Source organism: Burkholderia sp. COPS, from assembly GCF_019425585.1.
In the GTDB taxonomy this organism is placed as follows: Bacteria; Pseudomonadota; Gammaproteobacteria; order Burkholderiales; family Burkholderiaceae; genus Burkholderia; species Burkholderia cepacia.
In genome coordinates, this window is sequence record NZ_WIXR01000006.1 from 60,681 (window position 1) to 78,948 (window position 18,268).

The following is an 18,268-nucleotide window of genomic DNA, read 5'->3' on the forward strand; positions in this document are numbered from 1 at the left end:
GACAGGAAATAATGAGGGCGGCATGGGGCTTTTTAATATCCCGGCAGGAAACGATATGGGCGGCGCAAAAAATCATGCATTCCGGTGCGCGATTTTTTCCGGCCGCCGCTTCCGTTTTAAATCTCACAGCGTCCTTTCGTTAATGCGCGCGCCTTCTCCGATGCCGCGGGCGCATTGATGCCAGCCCCCTTCATCCCGTTTGACAGCATGGCGACACATCGCGGCGCCACCCTTGCCGCTCGACGCGCCTGCGTCGCCTCACCGAATCGCACCGGAACCTGAACGTCCTATGCAACGCATCCTCAACGTGCTGACTCATCCGCGTACGCTCTCGATCGTCGGGATCGTCGCGCTAGCGGCCATCCTCTTCATCGTCGCCGACATGCTCCAGCTGCCGCTCCTGTGGGCAGCGATCGCGTTCGCGGCGATCCTCGCGCTGTGGCTCGTCGTCGCGCTGTGGCGCCGCTGGCGCGTGAAGCGCGCGAACCAGCAGCTCGGCCAGGTGCTGGAAGAGCAGGCGGAAACCGGCAAGATCGCCGCGCCCGCCGCCGCCGCGCTCGCCCCCGACGCGAAGACGGCCGACCTCGACGTGCTGCGCACGCGGCTGTCGGACGCGGTGAAGACGATCAAGACGTCGAAGATCGGCCAGGTGTCGGGCGGCTCCGCGCTGTACGAACTGCCGTGGTACATCGTCATCGGCAACCCGGCCGCGGGCAAGAGCAGCGCCGTGCTCAATTCCGGCCTGCAGTTCCCGTTCGCGGACAAGAACAGCGCGGTAATCCACGGCATCGGCGGCACGCGTAACTGCGACTGGTTCTTCACGACCGAAGGGATCCTGCTCGACACGGCCGGCCGTTATTCGGTGCACGAGGAAGATCGCAGCGAATGGCTCGGTTTCCTCGGCCTGCTCAAGCGCTATCGCCCGAAGGCGCCGATCAACGGCATCATCGTCACCGCAAGCATCGCCGAACTCACCGGCAACCGCCCCGAATTCGCGATCAACCTCGCGAAAAACCTCCGCCAGCGCGTTCAGGAGCTGACGGAGAAGCTCGAGGTGTTCGCACCGGTCTACGTGATGTTCACGAAGGCCGACCTGATCACCGGCTTCACCGAATTCTTCAGCAGCAGCGACAAGCACGAGTACGACCGCGTGTGGGGCGCCACCCTGCCCTACGAACCCGACGACAAGCGCGACGTGGTCGCGCAGTTCGACACGCACTTCGAGGAACTGTACGAAGGGCTGAAGGAGATCAGCGTCGCGCAGCTCTCGTTGTCGCGCGGCAACCAGCTGTCGCCGGGCCAGCTGAGCTTCCCGCTCGAATTCTCGACGATCAAGCCGTCGCTGCGCGCGTTCCTCGCGACGCTGTTCGAGAACAACCCGTTCCAGTACAAGCCGATCTTCCGCGGCTTCTACTTCACCAGCGCATTGCAGGAAGGCGAAACCAACAGCGCGGCCGCGCAGCGCATCGCGCAGCGCTTCGGCCTCGACGGCAGCGCGCTGCCGAAGCCGCACAGCGCGTTCTCGAAGAACGGCTTCTTCCTGCGCGACCTGTTCTCGAAGGTGATCTTCGCGGACCGCCAGACGGTGCGGCAGTTCGCGAGCCCGACCAAGACCCGGTTGCGCTACGCGACCTTCTTCGGCTTCGTCGCGGCGCTCGCGCTCGCGCTGGGCGGCTGGACCTGGTCGACGATCGGCAACCAGCAGCTCGTCGCGAACGTGCAGGCCGACCTCGACAACGTCACGCGCCTGCAGCAGGGCCGCAACGACCTGCAGTCGCGCCTGCAGGCGATGGACATCCTCGAGGACCGGATCGAGCAGCTCGAGCAGTTCCGCCGCGACAAGCCGGTCTCGGTGTCGCTCGGTCTGTACCAGGGCGACCGTCTCGAGCAGCACCTGCTGACCGAGTATTACAACGGCGTGCGCCAGATCCTGCTGGCCCCCGTGTCGCAGAATCTCGCGTCGTTCATGAAGGACGTGAACGCGCACCCCGAGCAGCTCGTGCCGATGACGCGCCCGCCCGAATCGGGCGCCGTGCAGGGTGGCGCGATTCCGGTCTCGACGAACGCGGCAGGCGCCGCGCCGCAGGCCGGCGCCGCACTGGCCGCGTCCGGCACCGCGCCGGCCGCAGCGCAACAGCCGGCCGCTCCGCAGGGCGGCCTCTACAGCGACGCGTCGCCGACCAACGTGCAGGACGCGTACAACGCGCTCAAGACGTACCTGATGCTGTCCGACAAGCGTCACGTCGAGCAGGCGCACCTGACCGACCAGCTCGCCCGCTTCTGGCGCGGCTGGCTCGAGACGAATCGCGGCAACATGCCGCGCGACGAGATGATCAAGAGCGCGGAGCGCATGATCTCGTTCTACCTGTCGCGCGTGAACGACGACGACTGGCCGATGATCGACGCGAACCTCGCGCTCGTCGACCAGACCCGCGAGAACCTGCGCCGCGTCGTGCGCGGCATGCCGGCCCGCCAGCGCGTGTACGAGGAAATCAAGGCACGCGCGTCGACCCGCTTCGCGCCGATGACCATCGCGCGCATCGTCGGCGACGGCAACCAGGGGCTCGTGGCAGGCAGCTACGCGATTCCGGGCACGTTCACGCGCGAAGCGTGGTTCGACTATGTGCAGCCGGCGATCCGCGACGCGGCGACCAAGGAACTGCAGGCGAAGGACTGGGTGCTGAACACGTCGACGCAGGACGACCTGACGCTCGAGGGCAGCCCCGAGCAGATCCAGAAGACGCTCGTCGGCATGTACAAGACCGAGTATGCGCAGCACTGGCAGAAGTTCATGCAGGGCATCGCCGTGCAGGGCTTCAGCAGCTTCGGCCAGGCCGTCGACGGGATGAACCGCCTCGGCGACCCGCAGGATTCACCGATCCGCAAGATCCTCGAGACCGCGTACGACCAGACGTCGTGGGACAACCCGTCGCTCGCGAACGTGACGATCAAGAAGGCGCAGACGGGTGTCGTGAACTGGGTCAAGCAACTGTTCTCGCGCTCGCCGGCCGGCCAGGTGGCGGCCGCCAACATCGACATCAACGGCAATCCGGCCGAGGTGCCGATGGGTCCGATCGGCCAGGAATTCATCGGGCTCGCGCGGATCGTCGCGGTGCATGACGGCACGTCGATGCTCAAGGGCTACATGGAATCGCTGTCGAAGGTCCGCACGCGCTTCAACGTGATCAAGAACCAGGGCGACCCGGGACCGGGCGCGCGCCAGCTGATGCAGCAGACGCTCGACGGCAACGGTTCGGAACTCGCCGATTCGCTGAAGCTCGTCGACGAACAGATGCTGACCGGCCTCACCGATTCGCAACGCAAGTCGCTGCGTCCGCTGCTCGTGCGGCCGCTGATGCAGGCGTTCGCGGTCGTGATCCAGCCGGCCAGCGCCGAAGTCAACAAGGTGTGGAACGCGCAGGTCTACCAGCCGTTCCAGAACTCGCTCGCGACGAAGTACCCGTTCGCGGCGAGCGCGAAGGTCGAGGCCGGCGCCGGTGAAATCGCGCAGGTGTTCGGTCCGGACGGCTCGATCGCGAAGTTCGTCGGCACGACGCTCGGGCCGCTCGCGGTGCGCCGCGGCGATACCCTCGCCGCCCGCACGTGGGGCGACATGGGCATCGGCCTCACGCCGGACTTCACGAACGGCTTCGCGCGCTGGGTCGCGCCGCTCGCGGGCGGTGCGGCAGGCGGCGCGGCCGCGTCGTCCGAGCCGCAGACGGTGTTCCAGATCCTGCCGCAGCCGAGCACGGGCACGACGGAATACACGATCGCGATCGACGGCCAGCAACTGCGCTACCGCAACACGCCGCCGCAGTGGACCAACTTCGTGTGGCCGAACCCGCAGGGCTCGCCGGGCGCGACGCTGTCCGCGACGACCTTCGACGGCCGCACGGTGCAGCTCGTCAACGAGCCGGGCCGCTACGGCCTCGAGAAGCTGATCAACTCGGCGCAACGCAAGCGCCGTCCGGACGGCACCTTCGACCTGACGTGGGCGCAGGGCAGCGTGAACGTGTCGGTGACGATGCGCATCATCAGCACGTCGCAACCGTCCGGCGGCGGGGGCAGCGACCAGCCGCAGCAGCAGAGCCTGCGCGGCCTGCAGCTGCCGTCGTCGGTCGCCGACGCGAGCGCGGGCGCCGCGCAGAACGCGACCCAGTCCGGCACGGGTACGCCGGGCGCAGCGCCGGCCGTCGCGGCCGCCAACGCAACGAATGCACAGGGGGCGCAATGACGCAAACCGTACAGGCGCAAATCGCCTACTTCGGCAAGATTCCGTCGCGCGGCGACTTCGTGAAGAGCCCGCACAATCCGCAGTTGCTGCAGACGCTCGATCGCTGGATCGCGCAGGCGCTCGAACTGCTCGCGGAAGATCCGCGCTGGAAGCTTGTCTACGAGGATGCGAAGCCGATGCATTTCGCGTTCCTCGGCTCGCGCAGCAAGCTCGCGATCGCGGGCCACATGGTCGCGAGCCACGACGTGTCGATGCGCCGCTTCCCGTTCCTCGGCGCAACGGCGCTCGAGGTCGACCGGCCGCTCGCGTTCCTCGCGCGCAGCCCGCTGGCGTTCGCGCGGCTGTGGTCGCGCGTCGCCACGCAGATCCCGCCGCTGCTCGGCAAGGACGAGCCGCCCGGCGCGCTGCAGGCGCTCGGCGACACGCAGGTGCCGATCGACGTCGGCGGCCCCGGCACGTCGCATGACGGCACCTTCAACGATTTCGTCGAACACCAGTCGCTGTACGGCCTCCAGGAGATGCTGCTCGACAGCGGTCATCCCGTGCGGCTGCGCGGCGCGATGCTCGCGCTCGGCTCGCTGCTGCGGCCGGTGATGCAGAGCGGTTCGTCGCACATCGAGCGCGGCCTCACGCTGCCGCTGCCGGTCGATCCGTTCTACCGCAGCCTCGTCGCCGCGTTCTGGCTCGAACTGATCGCGCCGTTCGTCGCGCAGGCCGATTTCGAGCTCGCGATCTTCATCGGCACGATCGCCGAACGCGAACGGCTCATCATCGGCTTCAACGGCGCGTCGGCCAAGACGCTGCTGAGCGTCGTCGACCCGCAGACCTACGCCGCCCACAACATCGACATCGACGATCCCGAGTGGATCGACGCCCATGCGCAAAACGATCACCAGATCAGCAAGCTCGTCAGCTACCTCGAACAACCGCAACTCTCGCTGCGCGTCGCCATCGACGCGTTCCGTGAAGCGTTCATCGGAGGCTGACGGGATGCATCGCATGAATCACGTCCTCGCCGCCCTCTTCGCCTCCGGCCTGTTCATCGGCAGCGGCACGGCCTTCGCGCAGAACACGGGCGCGACGGTCACGCCGGTCGGCAACGGCACGGTCGCGACGACCGCGCTGCCCGCGAACCCCGGTGCCGCACCGGGGACGGCGTCAGGCGCCGTCGTGCACGGCACGGCCGGCACCGCGAGCACCATCACGCCGCCGCCCGCGGCCGCGACACCCGGCCAGGTGGTCGTCGGCGGCAAGGTGCCCGACGAGGCGACCAAGGCCGCCGTGCTGCAGAAGCTGCGCGACACCTACGGCGCGACGAACGTCGTCGACCAGATCGAGGTCGGCGACGTCGCAACGCCGCCGAACTGGAGCGCGAACGTGCAGAAGCTGCTCGGCGCGCAGCTCAAGCAGATCAGCAAGGGGCAGCTGAAGATCAACGGCACGCAGATCGAGATGAAGGGCGAGGTGCACAACGAAGCGCAGCGCCAGCAGCTCGCGAGCGACATGGCGAACACGCTGAACCCGACGTATACGATCAGGAACGGGCTGCGCGTATCGGCATCCGAACAGGGCGTGCTCGACCAGACGCTCGCGAACCGGACGATCGAGTTCGAGACGGGCAGCGCGACGCTCACGCCGCAGGGCAAGCTGATCCTCGACCAGATGGCGGCCGCGCTCGCGAAGATGCAGAACCGCACGGTCGACATCATCGGCCACACCGACAACTCGGGGAACCGCACGTCGAACATCGCGCTCAGCCAGGCGCGCGCGGATGCGGTGAAGGGTTACCTGATCACGAAGAGCATCCCGCCGCAGCAGATGACGACGACGGGTGTCGGGCCGGATCAGCCGATCGCGCCGAACGATACGGCGGACGGGCGCGCGCGGAACCGACGGATCGAGTTCCGGGTGGGGCAGTAAGCGTAGAGGGATGTCACGGGCCGCTTCGTGCGAAGCGGCCCGGCAGGCGACGGGCGGCGGCAGCGATGCGCCGCCCGTTTCGCGTTTACGACTGCTCGTCCGGCCTCACGCCCAGCAGTTCGCGAATATGCGACAGCGAGCCGTCGTCCTTCACGACGCTCTCGAGCCACTTGTGCAGCGGCATGTCGGCCCATTCGGCCGCCTTGTCGGCGAGATACGCGACCGGGCTGTGCGGCTCGGTCTGGCGGAAATAGCGGGCGACCGCGCGCAGCTGGTCGACGGCCTGCGCACGGTTCTGGATGCCGGCGATCATCTGCGTCACCGGGGCGCGCGGAACGGGCTGCGGCTGCACGTGAGTCTCCTCGGTCTGAATCGGATTGCCGAACACCGGCTCGATGCGCTCGGGTTGCGCCTGCGGTGCCGACTGTGTGTGCGGCGCGCTGCCCGTATAACCCTGCTCGCGCGCAAAACGCTCGGCGAGCCGGTACACGGTCTCGAACGCGTCGCGCGCCTGCCGGAAGCTCGGCGCCGAATCGCCCGCGCGCTCGACGAGCCGCTCCTCGAACGCATCGAGCGCGAATTCGAACGCCTTCAGGTTCGCGAGCAGCGCCGTGTAGAACGCGATCGACGTCACGCGCCGCGACGAATCGATCTGCTCGATCGACGGCTTGCCGCGCGCGATGTCGTCCGCGTGTTCGGGGTCACGCTTGATGGCCTGCGCGACGTGCTGCGCCACTTCCCAGTCGAGCGTGCTGAACGCGTTCGACGCGCCGTCCGTCAACGGCACCGCGCGCAGCAGCTCGGCCGTGCGGCCGGACAGCCACGCGACGTTGCCGAGCCGGTGCTCGATGTCGTCGTCTTCGGGCAGCGGGTGGAAGGTGTCCCAGAAGTCGCGGCACAGGCCCTCGAGCAGCGCATAACCTTCGGTGAGGCCGGTGATGCCGTCCTCGAGCGCGAGCGCCTCGGTCAGCCACACGGCGAGCCGCAGGTCCTTCGTGCGCGTGCGCAGCAGCTCGCCCGCGTGATCGACGACGAAGCCCCAGTCAGCCTCCTTGATCTCGGTCACCCATTCGCCCTGGTCGAGCGTCGGATCGTCGTAGCGCCGCGCGTCCTGGATCGCGTCGAATTCGTTCGAAAACAGCAGGTCGTCGCCGCTGGGCGACGCATCGCTGATCGGCGTCAGCAGCTCGGGGAGATTGATCGGCATGGTTTCAGTTCATCAATGCTGGGTGATGCGCGGTCGCGCTCATTCGACGGTGTACGTGAATTCGCCGGCCTCGTCCGCGCGCACCGCGATGCGCGCGATGGCCGCGCCGTCGGCGATCCGGCCGAGCACGTGGCCCGCGATCTCCGGCAGCAGCGTACCGTTCAGGATATGGTCGACGTTGCGGGCGCCCGAATCGACTTCGGTGCAGCGCGCGAGCACCGCGTCGACAAGCGACTCGTCCCATTCGAACGCCGCCTTGTGGTTCGCCTCGATCCGGCGGCGGATCCGCTCGAGCTTCAGCTCGATGATCTCGGCCAGCACGTCGTCGGAAATCGGATAGTACGGCACGACCTTCATCCGCCCGAGGAACGCAGGTTTGAACGTCTTGTACAGCTGCGGGCGCAGCGTCTCGGCAAGGGCATCCGGATCGGGCAGTTCCTCGGCCGGCTTGTTCAGGCACGCCTGCATCACCGCGGCGGAACCGACGTTCGACGTCAGGATGATCAGCGTGTTGCGGAAGTCGATCTCGCGCCCTTCCGCATCGTCCATCGCGCCCTTGTCGAACACCTGGAAGAACATCTCGAGCACGTCGGGGTGCGCCTTCTCGACTTCGTCGAGCAGCACGACCGAATACGGGTTGCGGCGTACCGCCTCGGTCAGCACGCCGCCTTCACCGTAGCCGACGTATCCCGGCGGCGAGCCCTTCAGGCCCGACACGCTGTGCGCTTCCTGGTACTCGCTCATGTTGATCGTGACCATCTTGCGCTCGCCGCCGTACAGGATGTCGGCCAGCGCGAGCGCCGTCTCGGTCTTGCCGACACCCGACGGCCCGACGAACATGAACACGCCGCGCGGCTTGTTCGGATCCTCGAGGTTCGCGGTCGCGGTGCGCACGCGCTGCGCGATCGCGTCGAGCGCATGGTCCTGGCCGATCACGCGCGCGGTGAGCAGCGGCTGCAGGTTCAGCACGGTGTCGATCTCGTCCTTCACCATCCGGCCGAGCGGAATGCCCGTCCACGCGGCGACGATCTCGGCGACGACATGGCCGTCGACCTGCAGCGGCACCATCGGCTCGCCGCCCTGCAGCGCGTGCAGCGCCGCGACGCGCTCGGCGAGCTTGTCGCGGGTCGCCTGCACGTCGACCGGCTGGCCGTCTTCCGACGGGCCGCGTGCCTTGTCGAGCGTGTCGCGCAGTTCGGTGATTTCGGCGACGATCACGCGCTCGGCTTCATAACGCGCTTCGTCCTTCGCCAGTTGTTCGAGCGCCGTGTCGCGCGCGCCGCGCAGCTCGCCGAGCCGCTCGTCGTGCGCCGCGCCGCCCGCCGCCTCGCGCTCCAGCGACGCGATTTCCGCGTCGATCCGCTCGATGCGCTTCTTCGTGTCGTCGATCGCCGCCGGCGTCGCGCTGTGCGCGAGCGCGACCTTCGCGCACGCGGTGTCGAGCACGCTGATCGCCTTGTCCGGCAGCTGGCGGCCGCTGATGTAGCGGTGCGACAGACGCACGGCCTCGGTGATCGCATCGTCGAGGATCCGCACGTTGAAGTGCTTTTCCATCAGGCCGGACATCCCGCGCAGCATCGCGGCCGCGAGCGGCTCGCTCGGCTCCTCGACCTTCACGACCTGGAAGCGCCGCGCAAGCGCCGCGTCCTTCTCGAAGTACTTCTTGTATTCGCTCCACGTCGTCGCGGCGATCGTGCGCAGCTCGCCGCGCGCGAGCGCCGGCTTCAGCAGGTTCGCCGCGTCGTTCTGGCCGGCCTGGCCGCCCGCGCCGATGATCGTGTGCGCCTCGTCGATGAACAGGATGATCGGGTGCGCGCTCTTCTTCACCTCGTCGATCACGCTCTTCAGGCGATTCTCGAACTCGCCCTTCACGCTCGCGCCGGCCTGCAGCAGCCCCATGTCGAGCACGTGCAGCGCGACGCCGCGCAACGGCGGCGGCACGTCGTCGGCCGCGATGCGCAGCGCGAGGCCCTCGACGACCGCCGTTTTGCCGACGCCGGCCTCGCCGGTCATGATCGGGTTGTTCTGGCGGCGACGCATCAGGATGTCGATCGCCTGGCGGATCTCGGCTTCGCGGCCGATCACCGGGTCGATCTTGCCGTCGCGTGCGCGCTGCGTGAGGTTGGTCGTGTACGTGTCGAGCGCGGGCGTCTTCGACGGGCCCGCCGCGGGCGCCACGCCGTCGGCTGCCGGCGCGAGGCCGCCGTCTTCCGTATCGCCCTGGCGCGGTTCGGCCTCGCTCGATCCGGCCATGATTTCGTCGAACTTGTGCTTCAGGTCCGTCACGTTCACTTCCGCGAACTGCGACGACATCCGCTGCGCGAACTGCGCGAGATCCGGCGCGGTCAGCAGCGCGAGCAACAGGTGCCCGGAACGGATGCGGCCGAGCTGCGAATCGAGCGACGCGATCAGCCACGCCTGCTCGAACAGCGCGATCAGGTGCACGGAAAACACCGGCGTGCGCGTGTTGCCGGTCTTCAGGCGCGTCAGTTCGCGCTCCAGATCGGCGCGCAGCGCATGCGGATCGACACGGCTCGCGCGCAGCGCGAGCGGCAGGTCGCCCGCCGGCTCCTCGAGCAACGCGAGGAACAGGTGCTCCAGATCGACTTCGTAGTGGCCGCGCGCCAGGCACGCGCTCGCCGCACGCTCGGTCGCGTGGCGGCACAGCGGGTTCAGTTTCGTGATCAGGGTCTTCAGAGGCGTGCTCATGGCGTCGATCTCAGGTTCGATTGCGTGTTTGTTGTTAGGGTCTGTTTACATATGGAACGCGCATGCGTTGCCACGAGAACGGCCGCTCGCGAGGCGCGCGACGACCAACGGAAGTCCCCGTGGGACGCCGCGAATACTGACGTATTCGCAAGGAGCGCAACGCGGCGAGCGGCCGTTCTCGTGGCAACCCCAAATCAAAAAATTCATATCACGGGAATGCCCGAAATCGCCCGAATGGCGGCGTCGCTCGTCACTTGTCCCCCAAGGGGACTTCCTGCGGGGCGTTTGGCTCGGCCAAACGGCGCTCCTCACTTCTTGCCTGCGCCCCGTTAGGAAGTCCCCTTGGGGGACGAGCGATTTCGGGCATTCGCATGCGCGTTCCATATGTAAACAGACCCTTGGAATCAGTGAATCACGTGCAGTTCGTAGCGCGCGTCGGAGCGATCCTCGAGCGCGTCTCGCGTGCACAGGAACGCGTCCCAGCCGAGCCGCGAGCCGGCGCCGAGCACGCTCGCACCGACCTCGGTGCGCTTGAGCACGAGCTTCACCTCGTATTCGAGCGTGACGCCGGCCAGCAGCGTCAGCATCCGCTCCAGTGCGACGGCCTGCGCGCCGCCGGGCAGGAACGCCTCGTAGTCGCGCTTGGACAGCGGGCCGACGACGATCCGCGCGCGCATGTCGCGCTGCCATACGCGTTCGCCGACGAGCGCCGTCGCGCCGAGCACCGCGTTGACCTCGCCGAGCACGCTCAGCTGGTCGGGCGGCACGTCGTACCACTTGCCGACGAACTGGTCGATCTTCACCGGCACGCGGAAATAGTCCGACAGCGTGCGCTGCAGGTATGCAGCCGACATCGGCCGGTGCCGCGCGGCCAGCGCATAACCGGCAACGGCCTCGTCGAGCACGCCGCCCACGCCGGCCGCGAGGCTGTCGCGCACTTCGTCGCTCGGCACGCCCGCGATCGCGAGCAGCAGCGGCAGATAACGTTCGTCGCGATCGAGCTCGTAATGGAACGGCAGCCGGTATTTCTTCCACGCGGCATAGAACAGCGCGGTCGCGCGGTTCGAGAACACGTCGAAGAATGCGCGCGCCGCGTGGTCGCGCTTCAGGTGCTCGCGCGCGATGATCTGCTCGGTGTAATGCAGCGGCAGCGCGCCCTGCCCGCCCAGCAGCCCGAAGAACGCGGGCGTCAGCTCGACGTGGCCGAGCTCGCCGGCCGCGAGCGCGGCGCCGCGCTGCTCGTCCGTCTTCAGTTGCGTGCCGTCGCCGTCGAACGAGCGCGCGCCTTCGATCTCGCTCGGCGGAAAGCCGAGCGACAGCGTGTTGCGGAATTCGATGCGCTGCGCGACCACATCGCCCTGCCGCCACGCGCCGGGCGCATCCGACGCCTGCCGCGCGAACAGCCCTTCGAGCACGCGCACGGCCTGGAAGAACTCGAAGCGGTGCGGTTCGTCGAGCAGCGCGTCGACTACGCCAGGATCGATTCGCCGGTCCGGGGCTTGCATCGGATGATCTCCTCGCCGGTGCGCTTCGACACGACGACTAGTTGAACGAAACTGTTGAGGTGGACGTACAGCCCGAAGAAGCTGTCGAGCACGCGCACGAACGAGGCCAGGCTCGCGCCGACGAAGTGCTCCTCGTCGATCGTCAGGCGGATCTCGATGCCGCGCACGAAGGTCGCGAACGGCTTGCCGGGCAGCCACTGCACGGCGCCGCGCTGCTCGACGCCGGCGAGGCCGTCGATCTGGCGCATCGACACGGCGGTGCGCCGCAGGTCGTACAGCGTCAGCATTTCCTTCAGCGGCGCGAGGCCGTGCGCGACCAGCGACACGTGATTGAGCGCGAGGTGCGACACGAGCCGCCAGTGCGCGGCGCGGCCGCGCTCGAAGCGCACGCTCTGCGTCGGGCGGCGCAGCATCGAGATGCCGCTCGTCTGCGCGCCGCCTTCCTGGAACAGGTCGCCGCCTTCGAGCCCGAACGCGAGCATGGCCGGCAGGTCGCGGTTCGTGCAGGTGAGGTCGAGGCTCAGCGTGTCGGTCTGCGGCGACGTCGGCTCGAAATCGATGTCGACGATCGAGATTTCGGTTTCATAACCGGGGCTCTTCTGCGCGACCCAGTCGTTGCGGCGCGCGAACCAGTAATGGCCGATCCGCGCCGATTCGCCGTGATGCAGCGAATAGAACGGCCGGAATTCGATCACCGACTCCTCGTGCGCCTGCTGCCTGACGAGCTTCACCGAATCGATCGAATACACCTCGTACGCGAACGCGCGCCGCGCCTCGGCGATCACCGGGTACGACACCGCGCGGTGCGTGATGCGGATCGGCTCGCCGTGCTGGCGGAACAGGTTGACGATCGGCGTGCAGAACAGCCGGAAGTGGCTCGCCGTCAGCAGCTCGAGCAGCCGCGCGACGTGCGAATCGCTGCGCACGTCCTGCAGCACGAGGTGCAGCGTCGCCCGCTGGCAGCGGCCTGTCGCGCGCGCGATCGCCGCGATGTCGAAGTCGACGAAATCGAACTTGTCGGGGAACGCGAAGTATTCGGTGAGCAGGCGATACGCGGGATGCGATTTCGCCGGGTAGTCGATCAGCGCGTCGTCCTCGTCGAAGCCGGCGTGCGCGATCGGCAGCTTGCGCAACGCGGTCCAGCGGCCGTTGCGTTCGGGCTCGACATACGCGCCGAGCACGTTGACGAACAGGCAGTCGGTCAGCGCGGCGACGAACGACTGCTCGCCGTGCAGGTGCGCGCGCAGCGTCGGCAGCTTCAGCGCACCGAGATCGAGCTGCGCGGCGAGCGACTCGAACGTGATCGAGATCACGCCCGTCGCGTTCGACGGCAGCACCGTCGCGCTCGGCGCGAGCGCGACCGGCGTGTAGCGCGCTTCCGAGATGCGGATCGGCGCGAGCGTCACGTCATAGGCGGTGCGGAACCGGCACTGCACGCCGCGGATCGGGCGGCTCTTCAGCTCGGTCCCGCGATCGATCACGACCGGCTCGGTCTGCTGGCCGGGCGAGGCCGGCGTGAACTGCGCGATCGAGCACGACGGGAACGGCCGCAGGTAGTGCGGATAGAGCACTTCCAGCAGCGCTTCGGTGAATTCGGGGTAATCGTCGTCGAGCTTCTTGTTGATGCGCGCGCCGAGCAGCGCGAACGACTCGATCATCCGCTCGACGTGCGGATCCTCGCAATGCTCGCCGGACAACGCGAGCCGCGCCGCGATCTTCGGATAACGTTCGGCGAAATCTCGCGAATAGCGCCGCAAAAACGATAATTCGCGCTCGTAATACGGCAGCAATTCTTCCATCGACGACCCCGAACCTCAATATTTCCTGCCGGACCCTGAACCATCACCGGGCGGTCCGGCCCGCTCGGCGGCTTGATTTACTGCATTCTGGCGGCACGTGCGCGCGTGACCGAATACTGCAGCGTCGACGGCTGCAGCATCGCGTCGAAACTCACCGGCTCCTCGGCCGGGTGCACGACGAGCAGCGCCTGGATCGCGAAATAAAGCGCGTTGGTGGCCTGCTCGTTCAGCTCGAACGTCACCTGCACCTGCTGCAGGCGCGGCTCGTGGCGCGCGATGGCCTGCTGGATCGACTTGCAGATGAACGCGCGGTCGTAGTGACTCGCCAGGCTCAGCCCTGCAAAATCGTTCAGCCCGTAGGTCAGCACCGACTTCTGGCACTCCGGCAGCGTGGCCAGCTCGTTCTCGGTGTGGGCGATACGGGTGTTGAGGATCGCCTCGACGTCGCGGGCGACCGTGTTCTTGAGCTCGTCCAGCGACAATTGCCGCATCGCTGCCGAGGCCGGCAGGTGCGGTTCGTCGTCGAACAGCTTGTCGAGAAAACTGGGTTCGAATCGTTTCATCGGCCGGTATTCACAGCGAAAACGGCAACGGGACGCCGAGCGCCCCGCTGCCGCAACCGACCTTAGACCGCGTAGGTCTTGTCGTTCTTCGTCAGACTCCAGGCGCCTTGCGTGTTGCCGCCCTGGTTGCCGCCGATCTTCTGCTGGGTTTGCTTCCACTGCACGGCTGCGTACTTCAGCGAGAACGTCTCGAGCGGCAGACCTTCCTCGCGAACGCTCGGGGCGATGCTCGAGATGATCACGTACTTGAGCTTGACTTCCAGATACTGCACGCGCTTGCCTTCACCGTCAGCGCGCGAGAAATGAACCGTCACCTCGTCGAACGTGGTACCGCCCGAAGCGTGTTGGTACAGCAGCGGGCTCGACGAATCGATTTCCTTCGTGAAAATCATGTCGCCGTGCTCGCAACGCGTCATCGTGTGACCGCCAGCGGTCGATGCGGTTGCCGAACGCGGCTGAACGATCGAGTGATCCCACGATTTCAGTTCGATCCAGCCCTGGTGGTCCTTGTCCGCGGACTCGCCCTTCACCGCGGGACTACCAAACTGCAAGTGCATATGTAACATGGCCCTTCGACTCCCCAAAGAGGTGGTTTTAACGTCCTACCCAGGCGGCCCGCCCGGGCGATTTACTCGCTTATGAATTTGCCGGTTTGGGCAGATCAGCGACAAGTCGCAGAGAAATCGAGAGTTCGTCGAGCTGAAAGTGCGGGCGCAGGAACGCGACCGAACGATACGAGCCCGGCTTGCCCGGAATCTCCGACACTTGTATGGATGCCTCGCGCAGCGGGAATTGCGCCTTCTGTTCCTGCGACGCGTTGTCGTCGAGCAGGACGTACTGCGAAATCCACCGGTTGAGGAAAGTCTCTACGTTCTGCGCCGATGCGAAGCTGCCGATCTTGTCCCGCATCATCGCCTTCAGGTAGTGCGCCACGCGCGACACCGAGAAGATGTACTGAAGCTGGGCGGACAGGACGGCGTTCGCATTCGCGCTGTCGGTGCTGTATTTTTTCGGTTTCTGCACCGATTGCGCAGCGAAAAACGCAGCGTAATCCGAGTTCTTGCAATGAACGAGCGGGATGAAGCCGAGGTCGCTCAGTTCCTTCTCGCGGCGATCGGTGATCGCGATTTCGGTCGGGCACTTCAGCGCGACTTCACCGTCGTCGGTCTTGAACGTGTGGGTCGGCAGGTCCTCGACGAGGCCGCCGCCTTCGACGCCGCGGATCGCCGCGCACCAGCCGAAGTCGTCGAATGCGGCCGTCAGGCGCGCAGCGAACGCCCACGCGGCGTTGCACCACAGGTACTTGTCGTGGTCGGTGCCGTCGACGTCTTCGACGAAGTTGAAGTTCTCCGCGGTCTGGCCGTCCTTCGGATTGAACGGCAGGCGACCGAGGAAGCGCGGCAGCGTCAGGCCGACGTAGCGCGAATCCTCGGCGTCGCGGAACGACTTCCACTTCGCATATTCAACCGTATCGAACACCTTGCCGAGATCGCGCGGCTTGCCGAGGTCGGAGAACGACTCGAGGCCGAGCAGCTCGGGCGACGCCGACGCGATGAACGGCGCATGCGCGGCCGCCGCGACGTGCGACATCTGTTCGATGAAGTACATGTCTTCGGGCTGGCGCGAGATCTCGTAATCGCCGATCAGCGCACCGAACGGCGAACCGCCGAACGTGCCGAATTCCTCTTCGTAGACCTTCTTGAACAGCGCGCTCTGGTCGAATTCGCTCGCGCCCTTGAAATCGCGCACGAGGTCGCGTTTCGGTGCGTGCAGCGCCTTGATCTTGATCGTCTGGCCGGTGTTGCTTTCCTTGACCAGATAGTCCATCCCGCGCCACGTGCTTTCGAGGCGCTGGAATTCCGGCGCGTGCATCACCGCGGAAAGCTGCGTGGAAATCAGGCGGTCGAGTTCCGCGACGCGCGCGTCGATCGTGGCCGACAGGTTGTCCGACACGATCACCGTGCCGTCGAGCACCTGGTGCACGAGTTCGCCGATCAGGTCCTTCGCACGCGCATGCTCGGAATCGGATTTCGCGACCTTGCTCTTCTCGACGATGTCGTCGAGCAGCGAAGTCCCGGCGGCGTATTCCGCACCGCTCGCTTGGGCCGCAGCCGTTTGCTGGTTCATCTCAACACTCCGTCGTCATTCGCCGTCTTTGTCGCCGCCGGTGCCCTTCGCGAGCTCCTGCAGCTGCTGCGTGTTCTTCAGCACCTCGGACAGCAGATCCTCGAGCTTGTCGTTGCCGGCGAGCTTGTTGCGCAGGTCGGCGAGCTTCGAGCGCGCCTCGAGCAGGCGGCGCAGCGGCTCGACCTGTTCGACGACTTCGTCCGGGCTGAAATCCGACAGCGAACGGAACTTCAGGTCGACCGCGAACTTGCCGCCTTCCGGGCTCAGGCGGTTTTCCACCTGGAACGCGGCACGCGGCTCGATCGCCTTCATCACGTCGTCGAAATTGTCGCGGTCGATGTTGACGAACTTGCGGTCGCGCAGCTTCGGCTGCTCGATTTCGGACTGGCCCGCCAGATCGCCGACGACCCCGACGACGAACGGCAGTTCCTTCACCTCGATCGCATCGCCCTTCTCGACCTCATAGGTCAGCTGGACGCGCGGCGGCCGTATTTTCTGCAAGCTTTTCTGAATGCTTTCTTTCTTGGCCATCTCGACGGCTCCCAGGTTAGTTGTGGTTATCGCGTCAGTTGCGGTTTCAGTTGCGCAGTGCGCCGAACGGATCGCCGCCCTTCGGCGCGGCGCCGCCCGACGACGTGTTCGCCGGCGGCACCGTAGCGGTGGTTTCGGCGGCCGGCGTCGTGCCTTTCTTGTGCACGACCGTGCGGGTCCTCTTGATTCGGCCGCTGGGGCGGGCAGTCGTCTCCGGCGGGAACAACGCCGATTCGCCCAGCGTGTCGCGCAGTTGCTTCGCGAGCGCCTGCGCATCGGACTTCGCGTCGCCCGCGAGCGACGAATCCTGACGCAGCTCGCCGAGCGACTGCGTCGCGATCCGCAGGCCGGCCACGGCCAGCACGCTCTTCGCCTGACGGTCGGTCGCGTCGCGCTGCAGCGCTTCCTGCGCGGCAACGATTGCCTGACCGTAGTGGTTCTGTGCGAACTGGATCTGCGCGATGCGCGACCACGGCTCCTCGCGCGTCGGATCCGACTTCGCGAGCTGCTGATACAGGCCGAGGGCCTTGTCCTGGTCCCCCGCCTTCGCAACTGCGTCCGCATCCGCCAGCGACTTGTTGAACACCTCGGCAGTCGGCGGCGCGGGAGGCTGGCTCGCACAGCCGGCGATCACGCCGCAAGCCACTACTACCCCAGACAGTTTTGCGAAGAGACGGTCTTTCATCGTTATATCCACCGGCGCGTGAGTTTTAAATCGTTGAGAATCTGGTTCTTTTGCTTTGCAAGAAGCGCGCGGGTATAGTACCGATCAATTTTTCATAATTCAATCGTCGTGTGAAGAGTAATTCCTTTTAAAACCGGGCGCTACCCCCTCCAATGGCCGCTCGCCGCGGGCTCGCAGCGATTTTTCTTTCGGCCGGAATGGGCAAGTTTTACTGGTTGCACGACGCGCCGCCGGGGCGGCGGAAAAAATTTCCGGACGCTCGCCACGACGCGGGCGTGCTTAATAGTTGAACAGTGCAATGTCGGGGATACGCAACGCGCGCGGAAATACCCGGCAGATTTGACAGGGATAAAGGCAGCACGCCGGAAATACGATGAGATCGTTGATGATTCGCTATGCGCTGCCGCTGGTTGCCTGCGCCCTTCTGGCCGGATGCGCGGCCGCCCCGCTGCTCGGCTCGGCCGCGAGCGCCGTGATGTCCGCGGCCGGCATCGGCAAGCCCGAGGTGCCCGACGCGCAGAAGCCGCCGCGCAACCTCGGCATCACGCTCGCCGCGGCGCCGAACCTGAACGCCGCGACCGACAACAAGCCGCTCGCGCTCGTCGTGCGGCTCTATGCGCTGAAGGACCCGACGTCGTTCCAGCAAGCGCCGTTCGACGCATTTACGGATCCGACCAAGGAAAAAGCCGCGCTGGGCGCGGATTTGCTGAACGTGCGTGAAATCACGCTGATTCCGGGCCAGCGCTATACGGCGACCGAGAAGGTTTCGCGCGAAGCGCAAGCGTTCGGCATCGTCGCGCTGTTCCGCGATCCCGCACTGCAACGATGGAAACTGACGTTCGATCCGGTGAAGTCGGAGAAATCCGGCATAATCATCGGCCTGCATAATTGCGCGATGACGGTCACCGATGGCACCGTCATCGCACCGCAACAGGGTGCGCCTTCGCAACCGCTGAATTTGCTTTCTTCGGTCTCCTGCGGTTAAACA

Annotated in this window: 13 protein-coding genes; 4 read left to right on the top strand and 9 right to left on the bottom strand. The window is 66.4% G+C overall.

What is annotated here, in order from left to right:
- Nucleotides 1-289 precede the first annotated feature (289 nt).
- From tssM to FOZ70_RS04420, 3 genes are read left to right on the top strand one after another with little or no spacing between them, the layout of a single operon-like run.
- Nucleotides 290-4,234 carry a type VI secretion system membrane subunit TssM gene (tssM, locus tag FOZ70_RS04410; protein WP_059486504.1) on the top strand — a complete coding sequence of 1,315 codons (3,945 nt, stop codon included), beginning with the start codon at nucleotides 290-292 and terminating at the stop codon, nucleotides 4,232-4,234.
- Nucleotides 4,231-5,220 (top strand): type VI secretion system-associated protein TagF, encoded by a 990-nt coding sequence (tagF, locus tag FOZ70_RS04415; RefSeq protein WP_021161811.1) that lies wholly within the window; start codon nucleotides 4,231-4,233, stop codon nucleotides 5,218-5,220. Before tssM ends, tagF begins: the two co-directional genes overlap by 4 nt.
- A gap of 4 nt (nucleotides 5,221-5,224) precedes the next feature.
- Nucleotides 5,225-6,154, top strand: coding sequence for an OmpA family protein (locus FOZ70_RS04420; protein ID WP_048023628.1), 930 nt, complete (start codon nucleotides 5,225-5,227; stop codon nucleotides 6,152-6,154).
- A gap of 85 nt (nucleotides 6,155-6,239) precedes the next feature.
- On the opposite strand, the gene tssA is transcribed toward FOZ70_RS04420, so the two are convergent.
- From tssA to FOZ70_RS04465, 9 genes are all read right to left on the bottom strand, one after another.
- Nucleotides 6,240-7,361 (bottom strand): type VI secretion system protein TssA, encoded by a 1,122-nt coding sequence (gene tssA, locus FOZ70_RS04425; protein ID WP_021161813.1) that lies wholly within the window; start codon nucleotides 7,359-7,361, stop codon nucleotides 6,240-6,242.
- A gap of 39 nt (nucleotides 7,362-7,400) precedes the next feature.
- Entirely contained in the window at nucleotides 7,401-10,070 is a 2,670-nt protein-coding gene (gene tssH, locus FOZ70_RS04430; RefSeq protein ID WP_219705009.1) for a type VI secretion system ATPase TssH, read from the bottom strand.
- A 404-nt stretch (nucleotides 10,071-10,474) separates the two neighbouring features.
- Complete coding sequence (tssG, locus tag FOZ70_RS04435) at nucleotides 10,475-11,575, bottom strand: type VI secretion system baseplate subunit TssG (protein ID WP_021161816.1); 1,101 nt, start codon at nucleotides 11,573-11,575, stop codon at nucleotides 10,475-10,477.
- A complete protein-coding gene (gene tssF / locus FOZ70_RS04440) occupies nucleotides 11,539-13,374 on the bottom strand; it encodes a type VI secretion system baseplate subunit TssF (RefSeq protein ID WP_021161817.1) in 1,836 nt (611 codons plus the stop codon). The genes tssG and tssF overlap by 37 nt, the downstream gene beginning before the upstream one ends.
- 77 nt (nucleotides 13,375-13,451) lie before the next feature.
- Nucleotides 13,452-13,937, bottom strand: a complete 486-nt coding sequence (gene tssE / locus FOZ70_RS04445; protein WP_021161818.1) for a type VI secretion system baseplate subunit TssE — start codon at nucleotides 13,935-13,937, stop codon at nucleotides 13,452-13,454.
- A 62-nt stretch (nucleotides 13,938-13,999) separates the two neighbouring features.
- Nucleotides 14,000-14,503: a type VI secretion system tube protein Hcp gene (locus tag FOZ70_RS04450; RefSeq protein ID WP_006477093.1), complete on the bottom strand. Its 504-nt coding sequence runs from the start codon at nucleotides 14,501-14,503 to the stop codon at nucleotides 14,000-14,002.
- 70 nt (nucleotides 14,504-14,573) lie between these two features.
- On the bottom strand, nucleotides 14,574-16,064 hold the full coding sequence (tssC, locus tag FOZ70_RS04455) for a type VI secretion system contractile sheath large subunit (protein ID WP_006477094.1): 1,491 nt from the start codon (nucleotides 16,062-16,064) through the stop codon (nucleotides 14,574-14,576).
- 15 nt (nucleotides 16,065-16,079) lie between these two features.
- Nucleotides 16,080-16,595: a type VI secretion system contractile sheath small subunit gene (tssB, locus tag FOZ70_RS04460; RefSeq protein WP_006484395.1), complete on the bottom strand. Its 516-nt coding sequence runs from the start codon at nucleotides 16,593-16,595 to the stop codon at nucleotides 16,080-16,082.
- 46 nt (nucleotides 16,596-16,641) lie between these two features.
- Complete coding sequence (locus FOZ70_RS04465; protein ID WP_042976611.1) at nucleotides 16,642-17,280, bottom strand: tetratricopeptide repeat protein; 639 nt, start codon at nucleotides 17,278-17,280, stop codon at nucleotides 16,642-16,644.
- 373 nt (nucleotides 17,281-17,653) lie between these two features.
- On the opposite strand from FOZ70_RS04465, the gene tssJ reads away from it, so the two are divergent.
- Complete coding sequence (gene tssJ / locus FOZ70_RS04470) at nucleotides 17,654-18,265, top strand: type VI secretion system lipoprotein TssJ (protein WP_042976613.1); 612 nt, start codon at nucleotides 17,654-17,656, stop codon at nucleotides 18,263-18,265.
- Nucleotides 18,266-18,268: the final 3 nt, after the last annotated feature.